Raw genomic sequence first — 19,727 nt, 5'->3', positions numbered from 1 at the left:
ACTCTCCCCTACGGCAAGGTGATGTAAAAAAGCTTGGCGAAGATCAGCCAGGCCAGTGAGGGTGCCACCACGGCATTGATCGCGGCGGTGATCACCTTGCGGCGGGTACGGGTGTGCATGTACATCATCGACATCAAGAACAGAAAGACGATGGACACGAACAGAAAGCCGTAGCCGGTATAGGGGAACAGGTTCCCCACCACCGACATGAGCACGAAATAGGCGGTGATCAGCACCAGGGTGCCGAAGAAACGAAATCCGTCCATGGACTCGCCGATGATCGGCAACGTTTTCTCGCCGCGTTTGACCGCAGCAAAGAAAGGAACAAGGCGAAACACCACGATCAGGGCGAACAGCAACGCCAATACCCAGTGAATGATCGTGGGGAAGAACAGATGAGAGCTGTCGAAGTCGATCGACACACTCAACGGTGAGGTTTCCATAGCGGCTCCGGGGCAGGCCTGACGGGAGAGCCTTGCGAGTTGTGTGGACGGACAAGAACAGGGATGCCGGCGGGCCAAGCCGCCGGCAGCGGTCCCTTACTTGATGCTGTCGATGATGTCGGCGTAGCGGTCGGCCTTCTCGCGCAGGTGGGCCTGGGCTTCGTCGGAGGGCATGAAGTCAGGAATAAAGAACGACGTCTTCTGGGTCTCCTGGATCTCGCCTTCGGCGTAGATCTCTTCCAGGGTGGCGTCGATCTGCTCGACGATCTCTGGATTCATGTCCTTGTTGTAGAGGAAAAAGAATTCCTTATCGAAGGCGAAGTTCTCGCCCTCTCCCATGGTCACCTCGACGTTGGGCTCGACGAACTGCAGCAGTGTCTCGCGGTCGGTCTGACCCAGACCTTCCTCGTTGGCCTGCTGCAGGGTGTCATGGCGTGCGGTCAGCCAGACGAAGCGCATGGCCTTCTGGTCATCCTCAGGCAGACGGGTGTACTGCTCGTTGGCCTGCACCGAGCCGTTGATCAAGTCCGCCTGGTCATCGAACAGCAGCTGGTTCTTGTCGGCCTGGGAGCCGGTGTTGACCGCCACCAGGTTGTCTTCCGTACCGGGGTGCTCGATGCGGATGGCGTTCTTGAGCGCGGTGTAGCCAATCTCGGAGACGCCACCAGGCTGGATCGCCACGCGCACGGTCTCACCACTGCCGACCGCTTCGATGATGTCGTCCAGGGTCTGGTAGGGCGAGTCCTTGGGCACCAGGTAGGCATTGCCCGGATTGATCGCAATGGTCGGACCGATGATGTAATTCTCGAACGGGTCCTTGTAGCCCTCGACCCCGTACTGATTCCCCAGGTAGGCCTGGTCATGGAAGATCATCAGAGTGTTGCCGCGAGGATCACGATCCAGGGCGCGATAGGCAGCGCTGACGCCCACCGCGTCGACCTTCATGTTCAGGTCCAGCGCCTCGGACAGCTGGTCCACCACGATGGCGGAGTTCTGGTAGGTGTCGCCACCGGTGGAACTGGAGCCGATGACCACACGGATGTTACCGCGCAGGGGCCCGTCGGCGGCCAGCGCCGCAGCGCTACCCAGGGCCAGCGAGGTCGCCAGGGCGGTAGCGGTCAGGGTCAGGGGCAAAGAGAGTCTTGGCATGCTCATGAAGTCACCTCATTGAAATGGTTGTTGGTGGCTGGACGAGTGGTGCCCTTCGATACGGGAGGATCGTGACGAAGGGCCAGATCGAGGGGCGGTCTACACCGTAGCGCTAGCGACCGCCCTCGGTCAGAAGGAACGGGCGCGCTCGATCAGCTGCTCGAGCTGCTTGCGCTCATCATCGCTTGGCATTTCCAGCGGGGCACGCACCGCGCCGGACGGACGGCCGATCAGGTCGGTGCCGGCCTTGATCAGGCTGACGGCGTAGCCTGCCTTGTGGTCACGCAGGGCGACAAAGGGCAGGAAGAACTCGCGGGAGATCTTGCGCACGGTGTCGCTGTCGCCGGCACGCAGGGCCTTGTAGAAGGTCACCGCCATGTCCGGCACGAAGTTGAACACCGCGCTGGAGTAGGTGTTTACGCCCACCGCCAGGTAGGCCTCGGCGATGATCTCGGCGGTGGGCACGCCACCGACGTAAGCCAGTCGATCGCCGACGGTCTTGATCACGCGGTTGAGCGCCTGCATGTCGCCCTTGCCGTCCTTGAGTCCCACCAGGTTGGGGTTGGCGTCGGCCAGCCGCTTGGCGGACTGAGCGTTGAGCACGCCGTTGCCACGGTTGTAGTAGATCACGCTGACGCTGGTGGACTGACAGATCCGGCTGGCGTATTCCACCAGGCCGTCCTGGGGACACTCTGTCAGGTAAGGCGGCATCAGCAAGATACCGTCGGCGCCCTCTTCCTCGGCGATGCGGGCGAACTCGGAACCGGTGGCCACGCTCAGACCGGCGCTGGCGATCACCGGCAGCTTGCCATCGACGACTTCCACGGCCAGACGGACGATCGCGCGGAATTCTTCCAGCGACAGGCTGAAGAACTCGCCGGTGCCACCGGCGACGAACACCGCCGAAATCTCGTGACTGATGAACCACTCGAGACGCGCGCGATAACTCTCGGCGTCGAAACGTCCTTCGGCGTCGAAGTCCGTGACCGGAAAGGACAGCAGACCATCGCTGATCGCCTGCTTGACCTGTGCATGGGAAAATTTCACCGAAACGTCCTCCTGTCTTCGTCGTGAACGGACATGAGGGTTTCGACTCCCCGTCATGTCATACATCATACAAAGTACAAGTTAGCGACTTGTTTCAGGACTGACAAGGGACGCTATGGTAAATTGAGACCAAAGTTCAAGGCGCACCTCTCTGATCCCTTGTGGACGACCCGGCGCCACCATCAAGAGGCTTCACAGCGCGCCCATGTCATTGATCGATGTCTTCCTGTCGACGCTCAACATCAGCCTGCCGGTGTTTGCCATGGTGTTTATCGGCATTGCGCTCAAGCGACTCGGCTGGATCGATCAGGCCTTCGTCAATACGGCGTCGCGACTGGTGTTTCGCGCCACCCTGCCGGCCATGCTCTTTCTCAGCCTGATCCGCGCCGATCTGGAACGCACCCTGAACCCCTGGATGCTGGCCTTCTTCGCACTGGCCACCATTGCAAGCTTCGTGCTCGCCTGGGGCTACGCTGCGCTTCGGGTGAAGCGTCACCAGCGCGGGGTCTATGTCCAGGGCGCCTTTCGCGGCAACTGCGGAGTGGTCGGCCTGGCACTCGCCCACGGCATGTACGGCGAGGTAGGGCTATCGCTGGGGAGTCTGCTGCTGGGGGTGGTAATTCTCTGCTACAACGTGCTGTCGGTGGTGGTGCTGGCGGCCTACCAACTGGACGAGGACGGCCGGCGCAAGGCCATCGACTGGAACAGCATCTTCCGCCATATCCTGACCAATCCGCTGATCCTGGCGGTGGTGGTCGCCACGCCCCTGGCGGCGCTGCAGGTCAGCCTGCCCGAGTGGATCGAGACCACCGGTGACTACTTTGCCTCCTTGACCCTGCCGCTGGCGCTGATCTGCATCGGCGCCACCATCTCCACCCGGGCGCTCAAGACCAGCTATCGCACCGCCGTCAGCGCAAGCCTCGCCAAGATGGTGGTGATCCCGCTGGTGGCCACCCTGGCGGCGCTGGGGCTTGGCTTTCGTGGTGCCGAGCTGGGCGTGCTGTTTCTGTTCTTCGCAAGCCCCACCGCGGCGGCGGCCTTTGTCATGGCCAAGGCCATGGGCGGCGATGAGATCCTGACGGCCAATATCATCGCCCTGACCACCCTGGTGGCCAGCATCAGCGTGACGGTGGGTGTCTTCGCCCTGCGGCTCAACGGGCTGATCTAGTTCAGCCCTTGGCTTCAGTCCCCTCGACCACCTCGAACTGCTCGATACCGCCGCCCTCGCGGGTGGCCTCTGCCGGCAGCGGGTTGGCATGGGCACGCTTGAAGTCATCGCTGCCGACCCAGGCACGAAACGCCGCCTGGCTCTCCCACTGGGTCTCCACCACGTAGGGCGCCTGGTTGCCCAGTGGCCTCAGCACACGCATGGCGACAAAGCCCGGCTGCTTGTCGATCTCTCCGGCGCGACGGCGAAAGCGCTCTTCGAACTCGTCCTCAAAGCCCGGATTGACGAAGATGCGGTTGTTGACGAAAAAACTCATGGGCGTCCCTTCAGGTGAAAGCCCGCCAGTGACGGGCCCGTTCTATCGAGTGCGAAATATGGCAGACACGTCGCTTGCACCACGCCAACCACTGCGGTCAGGGTCAGCGAAGTGACGATGGCGTGGTCATGCCCACCAGCCGCGCACAACCAGCGGCTCTGACATCGGCCTCCAGTTCGGCGATTGCCGCGGTGACAAAGCCCACCCCGGCCCCTGCCCTGCCCTCCGCCAGCAGCCCGGTCAGGGCCGCGACCAGCGGCATATGACTGACCAGCAGCAGCGGGCCCTCGTCGCTTTCCAGCGTCAGCCAGTCCACCACGGCCTCGGGGGAATCGTCGGGGGTGATGATGTCCAGGGTATCGAGACTCACCTCGTCCGGCAGTGCTTCCAGCACCAGGGCGGCGGTCTGCTGGGCACGCACGTAGGGACTGGCCAGCACCTTGAGCCGGCCCAAGTCGATGTCGTCACGACTCGCCAGCCAGCGGCCCATGGCGCGAGCTTCGTCCTCGCCGCGGGTGGTCAGCCTGCGCGCCTCGTCGGGAAAGCCCGGAGTGGCCTCGCCGTGACGCATGATCCAGAGTCTATCCGCCATTCTTGGCCTCCGTCTGTCGCCGGTCCTGCTTGACGTCCTCGCGGGGGAGCACGAACTCGACGTCGCTGCTCTGCTCGCCGCGCATCAGCAGCTTGGCCATGTCACGGGCCGGCACGCCGCGAAACAACACCTGATAGAGCCCTTCCGCCAACGGCATGTAGACGCCTTCGGCATCGGCCTTGTCGCGCACCAGCTTGACGGTATTGACCCCTTCGGCCACCTGGCCGAGAGACGCCACCGCCTCGTCCAGGCTCTGACCCTTGCCCATCGCGAAGCCGACGCGATAGTTGCGCGACAGTTCCGACGAGCAGGTCACGATCAGGTCGCCGACGCCGGCCAGCCCCAGGAAGGTCATCGGATTGGCGCCCTGGGATACGGCAAAGCGGCTCATCTCGGCCAGCGCACGGGTCATCAGCATGCTGCGGGTATTCTCGCCCATGCCCAGCGCCGCCGCCATGCCGGCGGCGATGGCGTAGATGTTCTTGAGCGCTCCGCCAAGCTCGACCCCGTAGCGGTCATTGCTGGCGTAGACGCGGAAATAGTCACAGCCCAGCGCCGCCTGCACGCGGGATCTCGTCTCGGCGTCGTGGCTGGCGATCACCGTGGCGGTGAGCTGCTTCTGGGCCACCTCGGAGGCCAGGTTGGGCCCGGACAGCACGCCCACGTGGGCAAACCCCGTCTCGTCCTCGAGGATCTGGCTCATCAGCTTGAAGCCATCCTCCTGGATACCCTTGGTGGTGCTGACCAGAATCTGCTCGGGCTTGAGCCAGGGACGTGCCTGACGCACCACCTCGGCGAAGGCCTTGGAGGGAATCGCCACCAGCACCAGGATGGCCTCCTCGAGCACCCACTCAAGTTCGGTGGACGCCTCGACCCTGGGGTTGATGGCGTAGTCGGGCAGGTAGCGCGGATTGCGATGATCACGATTGATGCTTTCCACCAGCGCGCCGTCCCTGAGCCATTGGCGCACGTGGAAGCCGTTATCGGCGGCGATGCTGGCCAGCGCGGTGCCGAAGCTCCCGCCCCCCAGCACCGCCACCCTGGTGTCCATGTCGGTCATGCTTGCTCCGCAGTCGATGAGTCTTGGTGGATTGTACCGAATCTGACGTCACGACGAGGGATCTCGTCGCCACTTTGACTGACCTGGTGCCACAACGAGCAACGCCCCCGAAAGGGGCGTCGTCGGGCCCCTTTAAACAGGGGCGTCTTCGGGCCCCTTTAAACAGGGGCGTCGTCGGGCCCCTCGAAAGAGGAGCCCTGTACTACACGCAGCTCAGTTCAGTCGATCAGCGGAATCAGCGAATCGATACTGGCCCGGGCATCGCCGTAGAACATCCGGGTGTTCTCCTTGAAGAACAGCGGGTTCTCGATGCCAGAGTAGCCGGTTCCCTGACCACGCTTGCACACGAACACCTGCTTGGACTCCCACACCTTGAGCACCGGCATGCCGGCGATGGGGCTGTTGGGGTCTTCCTGGGCGGCCGGGTTCACGATGTCGTTGGAGCCGATGATGATGACCACGTCGGTGGAAGCGAAGTCATCATTGATCTCGTCCATCTCCAGCACGATATCGTAGGGTACCTTGGCCTCGGCCAACAGCACGTTCATGTGACCCGGCAGACGACCTGCCACCGGGTGGATGCCGAAGCGCACCTCCTTGCCGGCGGAGCGCAGCTTGCGCACCAGTTCGCTGACCGCGTTCTGGGCCTGGGCCACCGCCATGCCATACCCCGGCACGATAATCACGCTGTCGGCGTCGTTGAGGGCGCTGCTGACGCCACCGGCGTCGATCGACACCTGCTCGCCCTCGATCTCCTGGGCCGGCCCCTGGGTACCGCCGAAGCCACCGAGGATGACGCTGACGAAGTTGCGGTTCATCGCCTTGCACATGATGTACGACAGGATGGCACCGGAGGAGCCCACCAGCGCACCGGTGACGATCAGCAGGTCATTGGACAGGGTGAAGCCGATAGCGGCCGCGGCCCAGCCCGAGTAGCTGTTGAGCATCGACACCACCACCGGCATGTCGGCGCCGCCGATGCCGAGGATCAGGTGCCAGCCGATGAAGAAGGCGAGCAGAGCGATCAGCAACAGTGTCCAGAAGCCGGCACCGTTGAGGTAGGCGATGGCCAGCACCAGCGAGAGAATCGCCGCACCGGCGTTCAGGGCATGACCGCCGGGGTACTTCTTCGGCTTGCCGTCGATCTTGCCGGCCAGCTTGCCGAAGGCGATCACCGAGCCGGTGAAGGTCACCGCACCGATGAACACGCCCAGCACCACCTCGACCTGCAGGAAGGTCAGCTCGGCAGGTGTCTTGTAGGCCAGAGTAGCGGCGAACGCCGACAGGCCGTCGAGGGACTCACCGGCCGCCTTCAGCGCCAGCACCCGGGCACGTTCCATCTCGGCGTTCCAGCCGACGAACACCGCCGCCAGACCGACGAAGGAGTGCAGCGCCGCCACCAGCTGCGGCATCTGGGTCATCTCGACCCGCTTAGCCACCATGGTGCCGACCACGGCACCGACGATCATCAAGGGGATCATCAGCCAGTAGTTGCCGATGTTCGGGCCGAGCATGACGGAGAACACCGCCAGGCCCATACCGACGATGCCGTACCACACCGCGCGCTTGGCCTTTTCCTGATTGCTCAGTCCCCCCAGCGAGAGGATGAACAGCACACTCGCCGCGATCGCCGCGGCGGTTACGAATTGTTGTCCTAGCATTTCGTCTCTCCGCGGTTCAGGACTTCTGGAACATGGCCAGCATCCGGCGTGTCACCAGGAAGCCACCCACGACGTTGATGGAAGCGATCAGCACCGAGATGCCCGCCAGCAAGGCGACCAACCAGCTACCCGAACCCACCTGGAGCACGGCACCGAGGATGATGATCCCGGAAATCGCATTGGTCACCGCCATCAGCGGCGTGTGCAGAGAGTGACTGACGTTCCAGATGACCTGAAAACCGACGAAGCAGGCCAGCGCGAAGACGATAAGGTGCTGCATGAAGGACGCCGGCGCCACCAGACCGAGCAGCCCCATGACGATGCCGCCGACCGCCAGCATGGTGACCTGGCTCTTGGTCTGCTTCATGAAGGCAGCGTGTTCGGCAGCCTTGCGCTCCTCCGGTGTCGGCTCCTTCTCCTTGGGCTTCGGCTTGGCCGCGGCGATGGCCTTGACCTTGGGCGGAGGCGGCGGAAAGGTGACCTCACCCTGGTGGGTGACGGTAGCGCCACGGATCACATCGTCTTCCATGTCGTGAACGATCTTGCCGTCCTTCTCCGGCGTCAGATCGGTCAGCATGTGACGGATATTGGTCGAGTACAGCAGCGACGACTGGGTAGCCATGCGCGACGGGAAGTCGGTATAGCCGACCACGATGACGCCGTTGTCGGTGACCACGCGCTCATCAGGCTTGGTCAGGTCGCAGTTGCCGCCCTTCTCGGCGGCCAGGTCGACCACCACAGAGCCAGGCTTCATCGCCTTGACCATGTCCTCGAGCCACAGCTTGGGAGCCGGGCGTCCGGGGATCAGGGCGGTGGTGATGACGATATCCACCTCGGGGGCCTGCTGACGGAACAGCTCGAGCTGCTTTTCGCGGAATTCGGGGCTGGAGGGCGCCGCATAGCCACCGCTTTCGGAGCCGTCCTGGGAGTCCTCGAAATCGAGGAACAGGAACTCGGCGCCCATGGACTCGATCTGCTCGGAAACCTCGGGGCGCACGTCGAAGGCACGCACCACCGCACCAAGGCTGGTGGCGGTACCGATGGCGGCAAGACCGGCAACGCCGGCACCGATGATCAGCACCTTGGCCGGCGGCACCTTGCCCGCGGCGGTGACCTGACCGGTGAAGAAGCGCCCGAACTGGTTGCCTGCCTCGATCACCGCGCGATAGCCGGCGATGTTGGCGGTGGAGGACAGCGCATCCATCTTCTGGGCGCGGGAAATCCGCGGCACCATGTCCATGGCGACGACGCTGGCACCCTTGTCCTTGCAGGTCTCGAGCATCTCCTCGTTCTGGGCCGGCCAGAAGAAGCTGATCAGGGTCTGGCCCTGGCGCAGCAGGTCGGACTCTTCCTTCTGTGGCTCGCGCACCTTGACGACCACGTCGGCCTGCTCGAATACCGCCTCCATGCTGTCGACGATAGTGACACCGGCCTCTTCATAGGCGGCGTCGGTAAAGCCGGCAAGCTCACCTGCGCCCGTCTCGATCAGGCACTCGTGACCCAGCTTCTGAATGTGTCCGGCGCTCTCGGGCGTCAGCGCGACACGCGCCTCGCCCTTATGCCGCTCCCTTGGTGCTCCTATCTTCACGATGGATCTCCCATGTGGCCAACGTTATTACGATTGCTTGTTATGGTTTCTTGTTGTCATTCCTACCAGTGTTACCTCTTGTGGCTAGTCTGCACAAGAGGGGATCGCCAGTAATTTGTGCACTGCAATGTGAAAGCAACCACCTGAATCCATTAAGAGAACCGACACGAAGCGGGGTGTAACCTTATGCCCTTCCGAGCCTCCCAGGCCCGGCGTGCCCGGCCTGGCGGCGTGATCACACCCTGAAGGCAACCTCCAGCGAACAACAACGGAAAATGCAGCCTGAGGTCGACCGCCCTTTCACGATTGAACAAGCGCTCACTCAGCTATTTATTCGCTCAGAAAAAACGTCGAACATCTGCGCCACCTTGCCGACCGGATGAACCCAGAAGATAGCCGAAAGGATGACAGATAGCGCTGGCGACAGGACTGGCAAAAGGATGACAGATAGCGCTGGCAAAAGCGCTGGTGAAGCAACAGGCGACGCACAGCGCGTCCACTCGACATCGCCTGTTCAAAGCGCTGCTCGGTGCCAACGCGGCCCTTACGGATACAGAATGACCTTGGCGGCGGCGCTGCGCCCGCTTGCCAGCTCCTCGAAGGCGGCCGGCCCCTCGGCCAGAGGCCGCTTCTCGACCCAGGACAGCTCCCCCAGCGCACCGGCGTCGAGCAGTGCGACGGCAGCGCGAAGATCACCGAAGCTGTAGGTGTAGGCACCAAGAAAACTCAGCTCCTTCAAGGTGATGGCGCGGGTATCCGTGACCCCATCGTTGTCCTGCAGACCAAGGTGCATGATGGCGCCACCAGGACTAGCCGAGGCCACCGCCATCTTGCGCGTGGGGCCAGCTCCCACACAGTCGAACACCGCTTCCACCGAGTCGGCCCGGGGCGGCGCTTCGCGCGGGTCGAAGGCCTCGAGCCCGACCCTTAGCGCCGCCTCCCGGCGCAGCGGGTTGAGATCGGCGATACGCAGCGAGCGCACCCCGCGCTGGCGCAGGATCAAGGCGGTCATCAGGCCGATGGCGCCGGCACCGATCACCAGCACCCGGGACTCCGCCAGCGGGCGATCGAGCACCCGCTCCAGGCGGTGAATACCATGCACTGCGGTCGCCACCGGCTCGGTCATGGCGGCGATCTCGGCGCTGAGCGTCTGTGGCAGCTCGATCAGGCTGTGATCGGCGATGTTGACCGTCTCGGCGAAGCTGCCGGGGCGATTCATGCCGATCATGCTGCGGTTCTCGCATAGATTCTGGCGCCCGGCCTGGCAGTACTCGCAGTGGCCGCAGACGATCAGCGGGTTCATGGTGACCCGCTTGCCCTTCCAGGCACCCTCGACCACCCGTCCCGCGACCTCGTGGCCCAGGATCATCGGCGGCACCCGCCGGGGATCATGGCCATGGTAGGCATGCAGGTCGGAACCGCAGATGCCGGTGGCCTCCACCTGCACCCGCGACTCCCCCGGCTTGAGCGGCTCGGGCTCGGTGCCACGCATCTCCATCTGCTCGCGACCGACGTAGAACAAGGCTTGCATGGTGAGTCTCCTGAATCACTTGGCGGTAAAGCCGCCATCGACGTGAAGGATCTGGCCGGTGACGTAGGCCGAGGCCGGGGACGCCAGGAATACCGCTGGTCCCGCGATATCCTCAAGCCTTCCGTTACGGCCGATGGCGGTCTGGCGCGCCAGCGCCTCGGACCTGGCCGCATCGTCGAACACCGGTGAGGTCAGCTCGGTAGGAAAGAATCCCGGCGCCAGCGCATTGGCGTTGATACCGTGGCGCGACCAGGCCTCGGCCATGGCGCGGGTCAGCTGGGCGATACCCCCCTTGCCGGCCCCGTAGGGGGCGCTGTCGGGAAAGGCACGACTAGACTGCAGCGAGGCCAGGTTGATGATGCGACCGTAGCCCGCCGCGCGCATCCCCGGCACCAGCGCCCGTGACAGAAAGAACGGCGTGCCCAGGTGGAGCTGCAGGGTCAGCTCCCACGAGGCCAGATCGACCTCTTCTGCCGGCTGGCGCAGGTTCACCCCGGCGGCGTTGACCACAACCTGGGGATCGCCAAACGCTTCGGTAGCGCGACGTGCCACCTCATCAAGGCCCCTGGCGTCGGCCAGGTCGGCGCTGAGGGCGGCCGCCTGGCCGCCCATGCTCCGAATCCGCTCCACTCCCGCATCCAGCGCGTCCTGACGCCTGGCGGCCAGCACCACCCGGGCGCCGCTCGCCGCCAGTGCCTCGCCGATGGCAAGACCCAGCCCGCTGCTGCCCCCGGTGACCAGCGCCACCCGTCCGTCGAGGTCAAAATCGGGACGCATGGTCATACATCCTCTTCCACCGCCAGCACAAAGCGCTCATCCGGATAGTACTTGGCCAGACGGATATCGCCGGTACGGGCATGGCCTTCCATGCCCTCGCAGCGCGACAGCCTGGCGGCGGTGGCGGCTACGGTGCGGGTGGCCTCGCGGCTCTGGCGCTGGTAGGTCACGATCTTGAGGAACTTCTGGGCGCACAGCCCGCCGGTGTAACGCGCCGCCCCCTTGGTCGGGAGGATATGATTGGTGCCCGAACACTTGTCGCCGAACGCCACCGAAGCCTCCTCGCCGACGAACAGCGAGCCGTAGCTGTTGAGGCGCTCCATCCACCAGTCCAGATCCTCCACCTGCAGTTCCAGATGTTCGGAGGCATAACGATCGCTGACCTCGACGGCTTCCTCCCGGGTATCGCAGACGATGATCTCGCCGTAGTCGCGCCAGGCGGCGTCGGCGGCCTTGCGCTGGGTTTCCGGCAGGTCATCGATGCGCGCCTGGATGCGCTGATCCACCGCTTCGGCCAATTCACGCGAGGTGGTGAACAGCCAGGCCGGCGAATCCGGGCCGTGCTCGGCCTGGCCGACCAGGTCCTCGACCACGATATCGGGATCGGCGCTGTGATCGGCGATGATGCCGATCTCGGTGGGCCCGGCAAACATGTCGATGCCGCAGCGTCCGAACAACTGACGCTTGGACTCGGCGACGAAGCGGTTGCCCGGGCCGACCAGAATGTCGGCGGGCTTGCCGGTGAACAGTCCAAAGGCCATGGAGGCGATGCCCTGAACCCCGCCCATCTGCAGGATGACGTCGGCACCGGCGAGATCCATCGCATACAGGATGGCCGGGTGGATGCCGTTCTCGTCCCGCGGCACCGAACAGGCCACCACGTTCTTGACCCCGGCCACCTTGGCGGTGGCTACGCTCATGATCGCCGAGGCAATATGCGCGTAGCGCCCACCTGGCACGTAGCAACCGGCGGTCTCCATCGGGATCAGCTTCTGCCCGGCGAACAGGCCCGGCGACAGCTCGGTCTCGAAGCCCTGGATACTGTCGCGCTGGGCGGCGGCAAACCGGCTGACGCGCTCATAGGCGAAGTGGATATCCTGCTTGAGCTGCTCGGGGACCTTCTCCCTGGCCGCCTCGATCTGGTCACGGCTGACGATGACGTCGCCTTCCCAGCCGTCGAGTTCACGACAGTATTCCCGCGCCTTGGCCTCTCCCCCAGCCTCGATCTCGGCGAGCATGCGCGAGACGACTTCATGGGTCTGGGTGTCGTTGCTGGAGGCATTCTTGTCGGCTTGCTTGTAGTAGTGAATCGCCATGTTGAGTCTCCTTGAGGTCATCGGCCGGTATCGGTCGCCACACATGCTTGAGTCTTGAGCATGCGCAGTGCCTAGGGTATGCCGTCGACTCGGCCGTGATGCGCCGACGGCGTCGTTGTTTTGGTGAGCGTTGCTCTGTCGAGGCGTGGGCCGGCCAGTCGCCTAGCGTCGCCCTCGCCCTCGCCCTCGCTTCGTATCTTTACGTCTACACTTTTGTAAGCGCTTACAAATCCGTTGAAAAAAGGGGGAAGACAGCTCTCCCCCAACCTCTCCCTGGGCTCAGTCCGAAAAGTCGACGAGCGAAGGTTAGACAAGGCAAAAATCGGTGAGAAAGCGCAGTTTACGGGGTGTAAATGAGCATTTTGATCCGATTTTTAACGCCGTATTACCGAGCGCAGGCACTTTTCAGACGAGCCCTACCCTATCGCCCAGGTCGACAACCAAGGCAAATAAGCGATCATCAACACCACGATCAGCATCCCCAGCACGAACGGCAGCGCGTAGCGAGCGATCGACAGGACCGAACAGCGGGTCAAGCCGGACACCACGAACAGGTTGAGTCCCAGCGGTGGCGTGATGAAGCCCAGGCCCAGGGTGGTGACCATCAGGATCGCGAAGTGGAACTCGTTCATCCCCGCCTCCAGCGCCAGTGGCAGCAGCAGCGGCGCCAGGATGACGATGTTGGGGGTGGTTTCCATCACGCAGCCAGCCAGCACCAGAATGCCGATCATCATCAGGATCATCAGCCAGGGGGCGTCGGTGACACCGCTGATTCCGCTGACCAGGGTCTGGGGGATATCGAGGCTGGCCAGGCTCTGCGCCAGCGGCAGGGACACCGCGATGATCGGCACGATGACGCCGCACACCCGCGCCGAGCTCTCCAGCATGCGCGGAATGTCACCCAGCGTCAGGCGGCCCTGGCGCAGGCCGATGATGACCACCACCACCACGGCCACCGATGCCGCCTCGGTAGGAGTGAAGATGCCGGTGTAGATGCCGCCCAGGATCACCACCGGTACGAACAGCGCCCAGCGGGCGTCCCATACGGTGTCGATCCAGCGTCGCCAGGAGAAACGCTCGCGATCGCCTTCGAAGCCGTAGATGCGATTGAGCACCATATTGGTGGCCATGACCGAGATCATCACCATCACCCCGGGGATCGCCGCCGCCAGAAACAGCGTCGAGGCGGACATGCCCAGCACCAGGCCCATCACGATATAGGCGATCGATGGCGGGATCAGGATGCCGGTGCAGGCACCGGAGGCCACCAGCGCACAGGCCGCCGGCAACGGATAGCCGCGCTCCACCAGCCGGGGAATGGTCATGCGCCCCACCGCCGCGGCACCCGCCGCGTCCGAACCGGAGATGCAGGCAAAGAAGCCGCAGCCCAGCGTCGTCGAGCTGCCAAGGCCGGTCTTGAGCCCGCCGACGCTGGCCTCGGCCACATCCAGCAACTTGCCGGAAAGCCCCGAGCGCACCAGGGCATCACCGGTCAGGATAAACAGCGGCACCGCGATCAGCGCAAAGGCGTTGATGCCTTCGAACAGCGACTCGCCGAACACCGACAGCGGCAAGGTCTCGGTAAAGGTCAGCATGCCCAGGGTGCCGAGACCGATGGCGACCCACACCGGCACCCCGACCAGGATCATCACGATCAGCGCCGCCAGCGGCGCATAGAAGGTCCAGTCCAGGGAGGCCGCGGCCTGTTGAAGTTCCATGAATTCCATGACGGTCCCCCTCAGTCGAAGAGCTTCTGGCCATCGAAGACCGGATCACCACGTTGCATGCGCCGGATATCCGCCAGCATGCTCTGTACCACCCGCCAGGCGATCAGCAGAAAGCCCACCGGGATGGCGGCCAGAAAGAACGCCTGGGAAACCCGCAGTCCCGCGGTGACCGAACCGAAGTTGATCGATGTCAGCACCGGTGCGATCGACAGGTACAGCGCCCACACCGCCAGCACCAGGGTGGCGATATCCGAGATCCACCAGCCCAGGCGCTTCATGCGAGGCCCGCCCAGGTTGATCAGCACATCGATGCGGATATGGGCGCGGTCCCTGACCGCCGCGGCGGCGGCGAGCCAGGCCAGGTAGATAAAGGCATAGCGCGCCAGCTCCTCGCCCCACACCGAGGAGTAGTTGAGGGCGAAGCGACGAATCACCTCCACCGCCACCGTCAGGATGATCAGCGCGTAGAAGGTCAGCAGCAGCCAGCGCTCGGTGCGGCGATCGACGTCGTCACAGCGCAGGCGCAGGGCGCGCCAGCGCGTGTCCTTAGGCGTTGCTGTCGACGAAATAGCCATTTTGCACCTCCGTGGCGGCCAGCAGTTTGTCGAATGCCTCCAGCGACCCCGCCAGCTCACGCTTGGTCTCATCCCAGGCGGGCAGCTGATGGCCACAACGCTCGACCCACTGGGCCTTTTCCTCGTCGCTCAGGGAGTAGACCTCGACGCCGGCCAGGCGCATCTGGTCATGGGCGTAGGCTCGCGCCGCCGGGACCTTGGCGAGGTTTTCGCGGAAGGTGACATCGGACGCCTGCATGACGGCGTCCTGAAGCTCGCCATCCAGGCTGTCGAACCAGGCCTTGTTGCAGGTGTAGACCTGGGCATCCGGCACCGACTGGATGGTGGAGATGCTCGACAGCACGTCGGTGAAGCCGAACACCAGCAGGGCCTGGACGCTGGGGTCGAGGGCATCGGCCACGCCCTGCTTGATCGCCGACGAGGTCTCGCCCCAGGCCACCGGCGTCGGGTTGGCACCGGCCAGTCGATAGACCTGCTGCAGGATCTGCGAGGACGGCACCCGGAACTTGATGCCGGAGATGTCATCGGGGACCCGCACCGGGCCATCGAGCAGCCCATCGCGCACGGCGACGGTCCTCGGGTCGATGCAGATATAGGACAGCACCTTGAAGCCGCGCTCCTCGACCTTGTGGTGAACGGTGTCGCGCCAGGCGTCCGAGGTCACCAGATTGATCAGACGCTGGTTCTCGCCACACCAGTAGGGAATGTTCACCAGGTCGGCTTCCGGGGCGAAGGACGACAGGTTGGACAGCGAATGCTGGGCGATGGCGATGGAGCCGTTCTGGACCATCGAGATCAGCGCCCCGCCGGTGGCGAGCTGGCCACCGGGCGCCAGCTTCACGTAGAGCCGGCCGCCGGAGAAGTTCTGCAGGTTCTCCTTGAAGTTGAGCTGCATGATCGGATAGGCCCGCGAGGCGCCCAGGGTATAGCCGGTGGCGAGCACGATGGTGGACTCGGCCGCGTTCTCTCGCTCGGACTCTTCCTTGGCGGTGGCCGCCATGGCGCTTTCCGAGAACAACGCACCGCCGACCGCACCGACCACCGCCGCGGTAAAACCGAACTTCGCCACGGTGCCCATGAACAGCCGTCTTTCCGGCTGACTGGGAGCACCACTGTCATTGGTGATGAAATCTCGCATGGTCATTGTCCTTGTTGTGTGGTTGGCGTGCCCGGCTCGGCGCCAGACGGCGCCTTGCCCTCGAACTTGAGGCAGGCAGAGACGAAGAAGGCGGTAGCGAGCGTCAACAGCACCGCCTCGTAGGCGGCTTCCAGCGCCCACATTCCCGGTACATAGCGCTGGATGGCGACGTTGATGAAAAAGGCGGCGAACAGACATATCGACAGCCATAACATCAACTTGGCTGAGGACGAAGACGACCTGGACATGGGTGGCGACTCCCGACTCTCGTTGTATTTGGTGGTACGCGTCGTTGTCGATCTTGCTGAGCCTGGACCGGCTCCGCTCGAAGCCGTGGTCAGGCTAACGAGGCAAAAATGCAGCAGTGAACTACGATCAACGCTGTCTGCTGCTATAATTGTAAGCGCTTACATGGCGCACCATTCAAGGTAGATTCCTCTATAGGACTTGTCCAGCCAGAATCCTGTAAAGGACCTTCGACTTTAGCCGCAACCGTGGCGCCGATCGGGTCACACCGGTGGCGCCACCCAGGAGAGGCCAGATGAACGATCGTCCCACCAGAGCGTTGCTGGAAGATGTGGCCCGGGAGGCCGGGGTCTCGACGGCGTCTGTCTCGCGGGTGCTCAACGGCGCACCCCACGTCAGCGACCGCCTGCGAAAGAAAGTGGAGGCCGCCGTCGGCCGCCTCGGCTACGTGCCGGATGGTTCGGCCCGTGCACTGGCCTCGCGCCGCATCGGCGCCATCGGTCTGCTGGTACCGACCCTCGACAACCCGATCTTCGGCACCATGGCCAACAGCCTGGAGCGGCGCCTCAAGGAGCATGACTGTCGTCTGCTGCTGGCCACCTACCGCTACGACCTCGAGGACGAACTGCAGGCGCTGCGGACGCTGGTCCAGCATGGCGTGGACGGCGTCGTGTTGATCGGCCATGAACACCTTGCCGACGCCTACCGTCTGCTGCACCAGCGTCAACTGCCCTTTCTCACCAGCTGGCAGACCCATGACAAGGCCGAAGCCCCCTGTATCGGCTTCGACAATCGCGGCGCCGCCAGACAGCTGGCGAGCCACCTGATCGACCTGGGCCACCGCCACCTCGCCATCGTCACCGCACCCTATGAACACAATGACCGTGCCCGGGCCCGCTTCGACGGGTTCAGCGATGCGATTGCCGCTGCCGGTTGCCCGGCGCCGGACGTCGAGGTGGTGGAGTATGGTGTCGCCGAGGGTGCCGACGCCTGCGCCAGACTGCTGGAGATGCCCTCCCCGCCCACGGCGCTGCTTTGCGGCAATGACACCCTGGCCTTCGGCGCCCTGCTCGAGGCCAAGCGACGCGGGCTCGACCTGCCTCGGGAACTGTCGATCACCGGCTTCGACGACCTGCCCCAGGCGGCCTACATGTCGCCATCGCTGACCACCGTCTCGGTGCCCGCCAGTGACATCGGAGTGCATGCCGCCGACGCCCTGATGACGTGGATTCGCCATCGCGAGCGGCCCAGCGACCTGCACCTGGATGCCAGCGTCCAGCTAAGGGGATCGACGGCGCCGCCACTTGCCGGACGCGGCCAGTAGGGTGGCTGAGCTGGCTGATAAAGCCGTTCAGCAAAGCTATTCGGGAAAGTCGTTCTAACACGCTATCCGCGAACTGTATCCGCGAACGCTATCCAGGAAGCCGCACGTCTAGGAAGCCGCAATGGCCGTCAGGTCATCCACCACCGCCGTCGGCAGCGCCAACCGATCATGGCTCTGGCGTCGCAGCTGGTGGCGCCGGTCGCCGGGCAGGCGCACGCCCGGCTGCTCGAGCATCGCGGCGAACAGCACTTCACAGCGCGCGAGCACATCGGGTGCGAAGCGATCGACGTCGAACAGCAGCATCAAATGACCGACCCCGGGTGGCTCTCCCTGCGCCTCGAAGAAAGACCCCGCCTCGAAACCGAAGCGACTACCGGAAAGCCCCGCGCACAACAGCTCCACCATCATCGCCAGCGCCGCCCCCTTGGCGTCTCCTGCCGGCACCATGCTGCCCTGGATGGCGGTCTCCGGATCGGTGGTAGGCGCCCCATCCGGCCCCACCGCCCAGCCCTCGGGAATCGGCTTGCCGGCCTTGCGCGCCAGCATCACCTTGCCCCTGGCCACCTTGGACAGCGACAGGTCCAGCAGCATGGGTTCGGCCTCGGGTCGCGGACAGGCGAAGGCGATGGGGTTGGTGCCGTAGAGCGGCTTGTGACCACCCCAGGGCGCCATGGCCGACGGTGCATTGCTGAATGCCAGCGCCATGAAGCCCTCCCGAGCCGCTCGCTCCACCGGTGCACCGGCCACCCCAAAGTGGTGAGAGCGTCTGATGGAAATCGCGCATAGCCCCTGCTGCCGCGCCACCTCGAAGCCGGCGTCCAGCCCGCTGGCGATGGCCGGGAAGGCCAGTCCATGGTCGGCGTCGACCCGCACCACCGCGCCATCGGCTTCGGCCCTGGGTATGGCGCCGGCGTTGACCTTGCCGCTGGCGGCCTGGTCCAGATAGAACGGCAGGCGCGAGAGCCCGTGGGACGGCAGACCGTCACGCTCGGCGTCGAGCAGCGCCTCCACCGTGATGGCGGCCTCGCGCTCGGGGAAGCCTCTGGCACGCATCGCCTCCATGGCGAGTTCCCGCGCCTGTTCGCGGGCAAGTGTTGTCGTCTGGCTCATGCCACCCCCTCCGGCGTCAGTACCGCAACCACGTTCTCGGCGGTCATCTGGCTGATACGCGCGTTGGACTCCTCGGTCACCCCGGCGATATGCGGGGTCAGTACCAGATGGGGCACCCCTTCGAGCACCGAGCCTGCACCAAGTGGCTCCTGCTCGAACACATCGAGCATGGCCCCCGCCAGGCGTCCACTGGTGAGCGCCTCGGCCAGTGCCGGCTCGTCCACCACCCCACCGCGGGCGGCGTTGATGACCACTGCGCCGGGCTTCATGACGGCCAGGCGATCGGCGTCCAACAGGTGTCGGGTCTGGTCATTGAGCGGCACGTGGAGACTGACCACGTCGGCCGCGGACAGCAGCGCTTCCAGCGTCTCGCAGCGCTGGGTCTGGCCCCAGGCCGCAGACTCGGCCGGCAGGTGGGGATCAAACGCCAGCACCTCCATACCGAGGGCCCGGGCGAGCCCGGCGGTGACCTGGGCGATGGCACCAAAGCCCACCAGACCCAACCTCGCGCCGCTGACCTCACGCCCCATCAGCGCCTGGCGGGGCCACTCCCCTGCCAGCATGGCCGGGGTCGAGGCGTAGGCACCTCGGCGCAGCATCAGCGCCCCCGCGATCACGTACTCGGCCACCGAGCCGGCGTTGCCCCCCTGGGCCGGCTTGACCTCGACGTCGCGCTCGGCGCAGGCCCCGAGGTCGATATTGTCGAGTCCGACACCAAGACGCCCCACCACCTTGAGGCGCGGCGCCCGTGTCAGCAGTTCGCTATCGACCTGGGTCCGGTTGCGCACGATCAGCGCATCGGCGTCCGCCACCGCGTCCAGAAGGCGTCCTCGATCCTCGACCAGACGGGTGTCACACAGCACTTCGTGGTGCTCACCGAGCCAGGCCACCGCCTGCTCGTCCATGAATTCCGAAATCACTATCCTGGCCATCGTTTTACTCCCTCGATGTTGCCGTCG

The 19,727-nt window shown here is 64.5% G+C and carries 19 protein-coding genes; 2 read left to right on the top strand and 17 right to left on the bottom strand.

The window, feature by feature from the left end; all coding sequences use genetic code 11:
- Nucleotides 1-8: 8 nt before the first annotated feature.
- The 3 genes from NFH98_RS05060 to kdgD all read right to left on the bottom strand — a co-directional run bounded on the left by NFH98_RS05060 (nt 9) and on the right by kdgD (nt 2,639).
- On the bottom strand, nt 9-443 hold the full coding sequence (locus NFH98_RS05060; protein ID WP_213231548.1) for a tripartite tricarboxylate transporter TctB family protein: 435 nt from the start codon (nt 441-443) through the stop codon (nt 9-11).
- Nucleotides 444-539: 96 nt separating this feature from the next.
- Nucleotides 540-1,598, bottom strand: a complete 1,059-nt coding sequence (locus NFH98_RS05055; RefSeq protein WP_213231550.1) for a type 2 periplasmic-binding domain-containing protein — start codon at nt 1,596-1,598, stop codon at nt 540-542.
- A gap of 123 nt (nt 1,599-1,721) precedes the next feature.
- On the bottom strand, nt 1,722-2,639 hold the full coding sequence (gene kdgD, locus NFH98_RS05050; RefSeq protein WP_045991809.1) for a 5-dehydro-4-deoxyglucarate dehydratase: 918 nt from the start codon (nt 2,637-2,639) through the stop codon (nt 1,722-1,724).
- Between the two features lie 205 nt (nt 2,640-2,844).
- On the opposite strand from kdgD, the gene NFH98_RS05045 reads away from it, so the two are divergent.
- Nucleotides 2,845-3,807, top strand: a complete 963-nt coding sequence (locus tag NFH98_RS05045; RefSeq protein ID WP_222515523.1) for an AEC family transporter — start codon at nt 2,845-2,847, stop codon at nt 3,805-3,807.
- 1 nt (nt 3,808) lies between these two features.
- Here NFH98_RS05045 and NFH98_RS05040 read toward each other — a convergent pair whose 3' ends face one another.
- The 12 genes from NFH98_RS05040 to NFH98_RS04985 all read right to left on the bottom strand — a co-directional run bounded on the left by NFH98_RS05040 (nt 3,809) and on the right by NFH98_RS04985 (nt 16,336).
- Nucleotides 3,809-4,123, bottom strand: coding sequence for an antibiotic biosynthesis monooxygenase family protein (locus tag NFH98_RS05040; RefSeq protein WP_045991811.1), 315 nt, complete (start codon nt 4,121-4,123; stop codon nt 3,809-3,811).
- Nucleotides 4,124-4,226: 103 nt separating this feature from the next.
- A complete protein-coding gene (sixA, locus tag NFH98_RS05035) occupies nt 4,227-4,715 on the bottom strand; it encodes a phosphohistidine phosphatase SixA (RefSeq protein WP_222568102.1) in 489 nt (162 codons plus the stop codon).
- Nucleotides 4,705-5,775 (bottom strand): NAD(P)H-dependent glycerol-3-phosphate dehydrogenase, encoded by a 1,071-nt coding sequence (locus NFH98_RS05030; protein ID WP_045991813.1) that lies wholly within the window; start codon nt 5,773-5,775, stop codon nt 4,705-4,707. The genes sixA and NFH98_RS05030 overlap by 11 nt, the downstream gene beginning before the upstream one ends.
- Before the next feature lie 218 nt (nt 5,776-5,993).
- Nucleotides 5,994-7,436 carry an NAD(P)(+) transhydrogenase (Re/Si-specific) subunit beta gene (locus NFH98_RS05025; RefSeq protein ID WP_045991814.1) on the bottom strand — a complete coding sequence of 481 codons (1,443 nt, stop codon included), beginning with the start codon at nt 7,434-7,436 and terminating at the stop codon, nt 5,994-5,996.
- Between the two features lie 16 nt (nt 7,437-7,452).
- Nucleotides 7,453-9,024, bottom strand: coding sequence for a Re/Si-specific NAD(P)(+) transhydrogenase subunit alpha (locus NFH98_RS05020; RefSeq protein ID WP_108131474.1), 1,572 nt, complete (start codon nt 9,022-9,024; stop codon nt 7,453-7,455).
- Nucleotides 9,025-9,568: 544 nt separating this feature from the next.
- Entirely contained in the window at nt 9,569-10,555 is a 987-nt protein-coding gene (locus tag NFH98_RS05015) for an alcohol dehydrogenase catalytic domain-containing protein (protein WP_349622303.1), read from the bottom strand.
- A gap of 15 nt (nt 10,556-10,570) precedes the next feature.
- Nucleotides 10,571-11,332, bottom strand: a complete 762-nt coding sequence (locus NFH98_RS05010) for an SDR family NAD(P)-dependent oxidoreductase (RefSeq protein ID WP_349622302.1) — start codon at nt 11,330-11,332, stop codon at nt 10,571-10,573.
- Between the two features lie 2 nt (nt 11,333-11,334).
- The gene (hisD, locus tag NFH98_RS05005) at nt 11,335-12,648 is read right to left on the bottom strand and encodes a histidinol dehydrogenase (RefSeq protein ID WP_108131471.1); all 1,314 of its coding nucleotides are present in this window, start codon (nt 12,646-12,648) and stop codon (nt 11,335-11,337) included.
- 416 nt (nt 12,649-13,064) lie between these two features.
- Complete coding sequence (locus tag NFH98_RS05000; RefSeq protein ID WP_231498473.1) at nt 13,065-14,366, bottom strand: TRAP transporter large permease; 1,302 nt, start codon at nt 14,364-14,366, stop codon at nt 13,065-13,067.
- Between the two features lie 20 nt (nt 14,367-14,386).
- Nucleotides 14,387-14,950 carry a TRAP transporter small permease gene (locus tag NFH98_RS04995; RefSeq protein WP_083970439.1) on the bottom strand — a complete coding sequence of 188 codons (564 nt, stop codon included), beginning with the start codon at nt 14,948-14,950 and terminating at the stop codon, nt 14,387-14,389.
- Nucleotides 14,922-16,088, bottom strand: a complete 1,167-nt coding sequence (locus tag NFH98_RS04990; protein WP_108449797.1) for a TRAP transporter substrate-binding protein — start codon at nt 16,086-16,088, stop codon at nt 14,922-14,924. Before NFH98_RS04990 ends, NFH98_RS04995 begins: the two co-directional genes overlap by 29 nt.
- 2 nt (nt 16,089-16,090) lie before the next feature.
- Nucleotides 16,091-16,336, bottom strand: a complete 246-nt coding sequence (locus tag NFH98_RS04985) for a hypothetical protein (protein WP_108449798.1) — start codon at nt 16,334-16,336, stop codon at nt 16,091-16,093.
- Nucleotides 16,337-16,629: 293 nt separating this feature from the next.
- Between NFH98_RS04985 and NFH98_RS04980 the strand changes: the two genes are divergently transcribed.
- The gene (locus NFH98_RS04980) at nt 16,630-17,658 is read left to right on the top strand and encodes a LacI family DNA-binding transcriptional regulator (protein WP_108449799.1); all 1,029 of its coding nucleotides are present in this window, start codon (nt 16,630-16,632) and stop codon (nt 17,656-17,658) included.
- Between the two features lie 108 nt (nt 17,659-17,766).
- On the opposite strand, the gene NFH98_RS04975 is transcribed toward NFH98_RS04980, so the two are convergent.
- Both NFH98_RS04975 and NFH98_RS04970 read right to left on the bottom strand, forming a co-directional pair.
- Nucleotides 17,767-18,768 carry an Ldh family oxidoreductase gene (locus NFH98_RS04975; protein ID WP_213227753.1) on the bottom strand — a complete coding sequence of 334 codons (1,002 nt, stop codon included), beginning with the start codon at nt 18,766-18,768 and terminating at the stop codon, nt 17,767-17,769.
- A complete protein-coding gene (locus tag NFH98_RS04970; protein ID WP_108449801.1) occupies nt 18,765-19,700 on the bottom strand; it encodes a hydroxyacid dehydrogenase in 936 nt (311 codons plus the stop codon). Before NFH98_RS04970 ends, NFH98_RS04975 begins: the two co-directional genes overlap by 4 nt.
- Nucleotides 19,701-19,727 lie beyond the last annotated feature (27 nt).

Source organism: Halomonas sp. H33-56 (assembly GCF_040147035.1).
GTDB classification, from domain to species: domain Bacteria; phylum Pseudomonadota; class Gammaproteobacteria; order Pseudomonadales; family Halomonadaceae; genus Halomonas; species Halomonas litopenaei.
Note: the sequence above shows the minus strand (reverse complement) of the source record. Positions and strands in the feature narration are given on the sequence as shown.

What these genes read in the sequence shown, in the direction of transcription:
- NFH98_RS05055 (WP_213231550.1), bottom strand. Translation starts at nt 1,598, where the DNA reads ATGAGCATGCCAAGACTCTCTTTGCCCCTGACCCTGACCGCTACCGCC.
- hisD (WP_108131471.1), bottom strand. Translation starts at nt 12,648, where the DNA reads ATGGCGATTCACTACTACAAGCAAGCCGACAAGAATGCCTCCAGCAAC.
- NFH98_RS05000 (WP_231498473.1), bottom strand. Translation starts at nt 14,366, where the DNA reads ATGGAACTTCAACAGGCCGCGGCCTCCCTGGACTGGACCTTCTATGCG.
- NFH98_RS04980 (WP_108449799.1), top strand. Translation starts at nt 16,630, where the DNA reads ATGAACGATCGTCCCACCAGAGCGTTGCTGGAAGATGTGGCCCGGGAG.
- NFH98_RS05060 (WP_213231548.1), bottom strand. Translation starts at nt 443, where the DNA reads ATGGAAACCTCACCGTTGAGTGTGTCGATCGACTTCGACAGCTCTCAT.
- NFH98_RS04995 (WP_083970439.1), bottom strand. Translation starts at nt 14,950, where the DNA reads ATGGCTATTTCGTCGACAGCAACGCCTAAGGACACGCGCTGGCGCGCC.
- NFH98_RS05010 (WP_349622302.1), bottom strand. Translation starts at nt 11,332, where the DNA reads ATGCGTCCCGATTTTGACCTCGACGGACGGGTGGCGCTGGTCACCGGG.
- NFH98_RS05040 (WP_045991811.1), bottom strand. Translation starts at nt 4,123, where the DNA reads ATGAGTTTTTTCGTCAACAACCGCATCTTCGTCAATCCGGGCTTTGAG.
- sixA (WP_222568102.1), bottom strand. Translation starts at nt 4,715, where the DNA reads ATGGCGGATAGACTCTGGATCATGCGTCACGGCGAGGCCACTCCGGGC.
- NFH98_RS05015 (WP_349622303.1), bottom strand. Translation starts at nt 10,555, where the DNA reads ATGCAAGCCTTGTTCTACGTCGGTCGCGAGCAGATGGAGATGCGTGGC.
- NFH98_RS05045 (WP_222515523.1), top strand. Translation starts at nt 2,845, where the DNA reads ATGTCATTGATCGATGTCTTCCTGTCGACGCTCAACATCAGCCTGCCG.
- NFH98_RS05025 (WP_045991814.1), bottom strand. Translation starts at nt 7,436, where the DNA reads ATGCTAGGACAACAATTCGTAACCGCCGCGGCGATCGCGGCGAGTGTG.
- NFH98_RS04985 (WP_108449798.1), bottom strand. Translation starts at nt 16,336, where the DNA reads ATGTCCAGGTCGTCTTCGTCCTCAGCCAAGTTGATGTTATGGCTGTCG.
- NFH98_RS04970 (WP_108449801.1), bottom strand. Translation starts at nt 19,700, where the DNA reads ATGGCCAGGATAGTGATTTCGGAATTCATGGACGAGCAGGCGGTGGCC.
- NFH98_RS05030 (WP_045991813.1), bottom strand. Translation starts at nt 5,775, where the DNA reads ATGACCGACATGGACACCAGGGTGGCGGTGCTGGGGGGCGGGAGCTTC.
- NFH98_RS04990 (WP_108449797.1), bottom strand. Translation starts at nt 16,088, where the DNA reads ATGCGAGATTTCATCACCAATGACAGTGGTGCTCCCAGTCAGCCGGAA.
- NFH98_RS04975 (WP_213227753.1), bottom strand. Translation starts at nt 18,768, where the DNA reads ATGAGCCAGACGACAACACTTGCCCGCGAACAGGCGCGGGAACTCGCC.